The sequence below is a fragment of the Paraburkholderia strydomiana genome, from assembly GCF_031456815.1.
In the GTDB taxonomy this organism is placed as follows: Bacteria; Pseudomonadota; Gammaproteobacteria; order Burkholderiales; family Burkholderiaceae; genus Paraburkholderia; species Paraburkholderia caledonica.
The window spans coordinates 1-6142 of record NZ_JAVDVL010000037.1; the positions used below are offsets into that span (position 1 = coordinate 1).

The 6142-nt window shown below is 61.7% G+C and carries 3 protein-coding genes; 2 read left to right on the forward strand and 1 reads right to left on the reverse strand.

The annotated features are described in order from the left end of the window. A partial coding sequence (locus J2W46_RS34215) for a response regulator (protein WP_310360430.1) occupies positions 1 to 1884 on the forward strand: 1884 nt, incomplete at its 5' end. A 1175-nt stretch (positions 1885 to 3059) separates the two neighbouring features. Here J2W46_RS34215 and J2W46_RS34220 read toward each other — a convergent pair. After that, a complete protein-coding gene (locus tag J2W46_RS34220; RefSeq protein WP_310360432.1) occupies positions 3060 to 3215 on the reverse strand; it encodes a RidA family protein in 156 nt (51 codons plus the stop codon). Positions 3216 to 3577: 362 nt separating this feature from the next. Between J2W46_RS34220 and J2W46_RS34225 the strand changes: the two genes are divergently transcribed. Further along, on the forward strand, positions 3578 to 5830 hold the full coding sequence (locus J2W46_RS34225; protein ID WP_310360435.1) for a two-partner secretion domain-containing protein: 2253 nt from the start codon (positions 3578 to 3580) through the stop codon (positions 5828 to 5830). The last annotated feature ends 312 nt before the right edge of the window (positions 5831 to 6142 follow it).

Below are 6142 nucleotides of genomic sequence, written 5' to 3' on the forward strand. Positions count from 1 at the left end.
CGAATCAAGGGATATACCGAGGGCGAGATCATCGGCTCGCACTTTTCGCGCTTTTACACCCTCGAGGACGTGGGCGCTGGTGTCCCTTTCAGGGGGCTCGAGACAGCGAGGCGGGAGGGCCGTTTCGAGGCCGAGGGCTGGCGGGTGCGGCGCGACGGCAGCCGTTTCTTCGCGCACGTGATCATCGACGCCATCTACGAGGACGGCGAGCTCGTCGGATTCGCAAAAATCACGCGGGACATCACTGAGCGACGGCGCGCAGGCGAGCTTCTTGAGCAAACGCAGAGCGCATTGTTCCAGGCGCAGAAGATGGAAGCGCTCGGGAAACTGACGGGCGGGGTGGCGCACGACTTCAACAATGTCCTTCAGGTACTGCGAGGCAACCTGGAACTGCTTGAAAGCCGGCATGGTCGCGACGACTGGAGCGCCGAGCGGCTCGGCAACGCAATCGACGCGGTCGATCGCGGCGCCAAGCTCGCATCCCAGCTGCTTGCGTTCGGTCGCCAGCAGCCTCTGGCTCCGGTTGTCATCAATCCCGCGCGTCAGCTTCGCGCACTTGACGATCTTCTCCGGCGGGCGCTGGGCGAGACGATCGAGATCGAGTCGGTCGTTGCCGGGGGGCTATGGAACACCACCGTCGATCCGCATCACCTGGAAAACGTGATCCTGAATCTGGCGATCAACGCGCGCGACGCCATGCCCGACGGCGGCAAGCTCACTCTTGAGCTATCGAATGCCACGCTCGACGACGAATATGTGCTGGGATTCCCCGACGTCGCGGCTGGGCAGTATGTGATGCTGGCCGTGACGGACACCGGAGCCGGCATGAGCCCGGAAGTGATGGAACGTGCATTCGACCCGTTCTTCACCACCAAGCCGGAAGGCCAGGGCACGGGGCTAGGTCTGAGCATGGCCTACGGCTTCGTCAAGCAGAGCGGCGGCCACATCCGCCTGTACAGCGAGATCGGCGAGGGAACAACCGTCAGGATCTATCTGCCGCGGTCCACCGGGGTGGCGGTTGACACCAGGTCTGCCACGCCCGGCCGACTGAAGCACGGCAACGAGACGATTCTCGTCGTCGAGGATGATCTGAAGGTCCAGTCGACCGTCGTCGAACTGCTCTCCGGCCTCGGCTACGCGGTGCTCAAGGCCAATAACGCCGATCAGGCGTTGACCATCGCGGCGAGCGGCGTGCACATCGACCTTCTGTTCACAGACGTGGTGATGCCCGGCGTGCTGCGCAGTCCGGAAATGGCTCGAAGGGCCGTCCAGATGTTGCCGGGGCTGAAGGTGCTTTTTACGTCGGGCTACACGCAGAACGCGATCGTGCACGGTGGGCGACTGGACCCGGGCGTAGAACTTCTGAGCAAGCCGTACAGCCGCCAGCAGCTCGCCTCCAAGGTGCGGCAGGTACTCGGCAACAGCGACGCCAAAGCGGACGAAGCCGGTCCAGGCGACGCCCGCACTGGCGAGGCGTATGCGCCAGCCGGAGGCGGGGATGCGGACGACTTGCGCATCCTGGTCGTGGATGACGACGTCGCGTCGCTTGACGCGACGTGCGAGCTACTGATGCTGATCGGGATGCGTCCGCAACCGGCAGCAAGCGCGGCGCAGGCGCTGAACACGCTTGCCGGAAATGACTTTGATGTCCTGTTCACTGACGTCGTCATGCCTGACATGTCAGGCACCGAACTGGCGCGACGCGCGTCTGCCGTCCGCCCGGGGCTCAGGGTCATTTTCGCTTCGGGCAACGCTGTCCCGCTGGACGAGGCGCACGGCTTCGAATGGTCTGCGCTGCGTAAGCCCTTTACGCTTGATCAATTGCGCGCTGCGCTGCAGCCCGCTGACGGGCAGCAGGCCGGCCATCGTACCGGTGACGGCTAAACTGCTACGACCGGCGCGACAAGTAAATGCACCCGGCCCCGTTGGCGCCTCACATCCAGGCCACACCAAACGAGTGGTCGAAGCCTCTTCGTCAGTCGTGGTAACGACGGCAGCGAAAGACACATGGCTCACGGCTAATTCGAGGCGAGGCGACGGCACCAAAACAGCCCGAACAGCCGTGCAATTCAAATCTCGCCTCGAATGTCAGGGAGGCTTCTCGAGTGCGTGACGTGTCTCAATTGGGCAACGCTTGCTGCAACGATGACAAACACCGCTGTGGGACTAAACGCAAAAGCGTCCGGCGCTAATGAGATCCCGCATGCCCCGCCATAACCTAGGCCCGGGCAGGCGTCTTAGTGGCGCCCGACGTACTTGCGACTCTTTCTCCAATGCACATGACGCCTTTTTCAGCAGCGATCCACGCCCCGACACAAGGTTATAGCCGCAGCTGTCGCCGTACTCGCGACTGCCGCCGCTCCGGTCTGGCCATACGTCAAAGATCCGGGGCAAGTGGGCCTGCCGTTTCTTCCGGTGTTCTCAACCTGGGTTACCCTGATCAAAGCCCTGACGGCCCCCGCTACGGTGGACACAGTATGCGGTCTCGGGCAGGCTGCTGTCCGCCCGGACGAAATCGCCAAACCGGCTTTGTTGCGTGCATCCGACGATACCAGCTATGGCTCGGGCATCGAACTAACCGCTGATGGCGGTTTGACACAAGTCCAAGAGCACAGGGCAGGCGCACCATCGGCTTTAGTCAGCGATGCCGCTTATTGCGTTGAGCCTGCGGATCATTACCGATGTTCCCTCCCTCTCGGCCGAACCCGGAAGTCCATCGGAAGCGCACAGCAACGCATCGCCTTGGACGGATAACTTCCCCACTCAACCCAACTGGGACGGTCGATGAGTGGCGGCGGACGGCGGCACCCGAACCTACAACGGACGGTCTCGCCTTAGGCAGCTTCGCTGTATCGCGACGCAATTGATTTCCGCCAGCAGGCCTGGATGTGCGAGCTCCTATACCCCAATGGCAGTCCATGCACATTTGCCAAGGGGAAAGACCCGATGCTCAACCTCGCGCTCATTTCCACGTGAAATGTCGTCATATCGACAACGTCGTCGAATGTACAGCCCGCTGCATATAGAAGTGCCTTGAGATTCTCCCAGCACGCGAGAAGCTACGCCTCAGGATCGCGGATAACGTCAAGTTCGGGTGTGTGGCCTACTTGCCCAGCACAAAACACAGCTGTTCCCACTTTGACGGTCAGCGCATAGCCCGCTCGTTCAACAATCTGTTCCATTCCATGCGGAACGATGATCTCTTTCTCGGTCATACAAGGTTTCCATCCTGATTGTGAAAGGCGACTGAATTTCACGGCAACGCAAATATACGCTTGACTGCCTCAGATACTCACTGAAGCGGCCATTCGCCGCATCCGACTGAACGTCCCGAATTGGCCGACCAGCGCAAGACGTTAGGACGGGCTGTCGGCTACGCTGCCATGCACTGCACATTGCTCACCCTCACCGAACCGGGACGCACTTTGCGACGGCGCAAAAGCAGTGTATGCCGTCGCGAAATGCTGAGAGTTTGTTGTTAGTTAAGTGGTCCACTTATGACTATGCTTCTGAGGCCACACCCTGAACAGACCGCCGGGCCGAGTGGCATGCCAATCCTTTTATAGAAAAGGAAGCGATGTCGCCCAATACATTGTCAATGCGTGCGCCTTGTGGTGCGCGCAGGCTACCTGCTGCCTCCGTCATCGTCTTCCTTCTGGGTCTATCGTGCGCCGCGCCGGTGGTCGCGGCTGGCATCCTGCCGCAAGGCGGCGCCTATGTGAGCGGCAACGGCTCCATTGCCACGTCCGGCGATACGCTTACTGTCACCCAGCCGGGCTCAACGCGCGGAGTGATTGACTGGAACCGCTTTTCGATTGGCCAGAACAACACCGTCAACATCAACAACGGCAACGGCGCGACGCTCAATCGCGTGACAGGCGGCACGCCCTCGATGATCCTCGGCAAGCTGAACGCAACCGGCAGCGTCTACCTGATCAATCCGCAAGGCATAGTGGTCGGACCGCAAGGCGTGGTCACGACGGGCGGTCGCTTCGTTGCCTCCACACTCGACACCGACAACGCGTCGTTCATGGCCGGCGCCCCGCTCATGTTTTCCGGCCAGTCGACGCAACGCGTGGTGAACCTCGGCAACATCGGCTCGACGAACGGCGACGTGCTGCTGATCGCCGCGAGCGAAGTCGACAACTACGGCAACATCAGCGCGCCGAACGGCACCGCCGAGATCGCAGTGGGCAACAAGGTGCTGTTGCAGGACTCGTCCAGCTCCCAGCAGATGTTCGTGCAGACCGCGAGCGGTGGCGCGATCGTCGACACGGGCGCGATCGAAGCGGCGCAGGTGAATCTGCAGGCCGTCGACGGCAACATCTATGCGTTGGCCGGCAACGCCGACGTGCTGCGCGCGACCGGCACCGCGGTGCGCGACGGTCACGTGTGGCTCGTCGCGGGTCCGAAAGGACAGGTGATTCTCGCGGGCAACATCGCCGCGAAGAACGCCGACGGCAAAGGGGGCACGGTCGATATGGACACCGGGCTCTTCACGTTCTGGGGCGACTTCGCGAAAGTGGTCGCGGGCCAGTGGAACGTCACCCTGCCCGCGTACACGTTCGACAACGGCGCGTCGCGTTCTTTCACGCGCAGCCTCAACGACGGCACATCCATTTCGATGACGACCACAGGCGCCAACGGCCAGAGCGGTGACCTCATCGCGGACCAAAATATCCAATGGACCGGCGGCGCATCGCTCTCGCTGAACGTGGCACATAGCCTGACGGTGAGTCCGGGCGTCACGTTGAGCAACCAGGGCAGCGGCGCGCTGACACTGCGCGCGGACGCAGCGAGCGTGAACAACGGCGGCAGCATCACGAACAACGGCACCATCGACTGGTCGCAAAGCACCGGCACGGTCAGCGCGCTTTACGACATGATCGGCAGTTATTCGCCCGGCACCGTGCTCGCGAACAGTGCGTGGGTGGCGCCCGACTATAGTGGACTGGTTACGCAGATCACAGACTACAAGCTGGTCAATACGGTGCAGGATCTGCAGAACATCGGGAGCGATATGAGCGGCAACTACGCGCTGGGCCACGACATCGACGCCACGGGTTACGCGTTCAAGACGCTCGGCTTCGCGAGCAAGATGCAGTTCAGCGGGCAATTCGACGGCATGTGGCACAGCGTGTCACACATTAAGCCCGACACCGACGCGGTCTTCAGCGACATCGCCGCAAACGGCGTGGTGCGCGACGTGAATATCGTCGATGCGGTGTCGGGTACCTACGCGCCCTCGTATAAACCCGACGGCATCCTGGCCATGAGCAACTACGGCCTGATCGTCAATACGTTCACCTCCGGCTACGTGTCGGGGTCCAGCAACGCGTCGGGCGCGACAATCGGCGGACTCGTCGGCACGAACTACGGCATGATCGCGCGCTCCGGCAGCAACGCCACCGTCTACGCCGACTCCGGCGGCGGCGGGCTGGTGTTCGACAACGAAGGGACGATCACGCAGTCTTACGCTACCGGCATCGTCGCAGCGAACGAATCGCGCGGCTCGTCTGGAGGCCTCATCCACCACGGGAACGGGACGGTCACGGAGTCTTTTGCGAGCGGCAAAGTCTCTGCGTTCAATCTTGTCACCGTTGGCGGAGTCTGCGAATACTGCTCGGGACTCGGCAGCGACGTCTACTGGAACAAGGAAACGACCGGACAGGCGCAAAGCGGCGGCAATCTGCCCGCTTCGAATGGACTGACCACTGCGCAGATGAGTGACCCCAGGAGCTTCGTTGGCTGGAACTTCGGCAGCGATGGCGCGTGGGCGATGCCGACTGGCGCCACACATCCGGTGCTGCGCTGGCAGGTGGAACATTGAGCCGAATACGTTGCGGTGGGATCACTACGCGGAATCGTCGCCGCCTTTCCCGACTCCACCCAACTGAGCCCGACGGCGACCGGCTCTGATCGACCACCCACTACTGCCGTTCGACCCGAGCCATTTCAATGGCTGCTTCCAATGGGATTGTGTTGAAAAAGTCGCCCGTGGTTTGGAATGTTCGGTATCCTGGAAGACATCGATCGACGGGAGTGATTCGTCATGATGGGTCTATATGAACGCGTCCCGTTTGAGCAAGTTATCGTGTGTTGTGGCAGACAGGCTGGCTTGCAGATCTATATCCGGCCTTGT